Origin of the sequence: Halorubrum sp. Atlit-28R, assembly GCF_003665955.1 — an archaeon.
Taxonomy (GTDB): Archaea; Halobacteriota; Halobacteria; order Halobacteriales; family Haloferacaceae; genus Halorubrum; species Halorubrum tropicale.
The window spans coordinates 1-457 of record NZ_QPLS01000230.1 but is presented as its reverse complement, the minus strand read 5'-3'; the positions used below and the strand labels follow the sequence as shown (position 1 = coordinate 457).

At 53.2% G+C, this 457-nt stretch carries 1 pseudogene; it reads right to left on the bottom strand.

The features are described from left to right. Positions 1-276: 276 nt before the first annotated feature. Positions 277-457 (bottom strand): annotated as a pseudogene (locus DVK06_RS17680) (hypothetical protein); the annotation flags it as partial.

Genomic DNA, 457 nt, shown 5'->3' with positions numbered 1-457 from the left:
GGCCTGCGCCAGCAAGGCGATCCCGGTGAAAACCGTCCACAGCGTTTTTTTGATGTTCATAGCGTATCCCCGATGGTGAAAAGATGAAACAAAAGATTCTTACACCACAATCTCTGCAACTAATGTGCCAATCGAAAATACGTCGAACCCATGCCTTAACTGGCGCTGATTAACGAGAAAAAACCTGCCGGCCTCAGCGGGCCGGCGACGGAGAAAGGGAAGGCAGGCAGGCCAGATCTGCACCAAAAATGTGCATAAGCACCAAAAAAGCGCCGGTTAGCGCGGTTCCAGTTCGTCCAAATCCTGATACAGACCGGCAATATGATGAATACGCGATCGCCCCTGCTCCAACATCTCATGCAGCAGGGCGTTGCTGAGCAGGTTACATAAGCTCATGGCGGCTGAATAGCTGTCGAAGGCGGAGACGCTGTCCAGAGAGGCGGCCAAATGCCAGTCC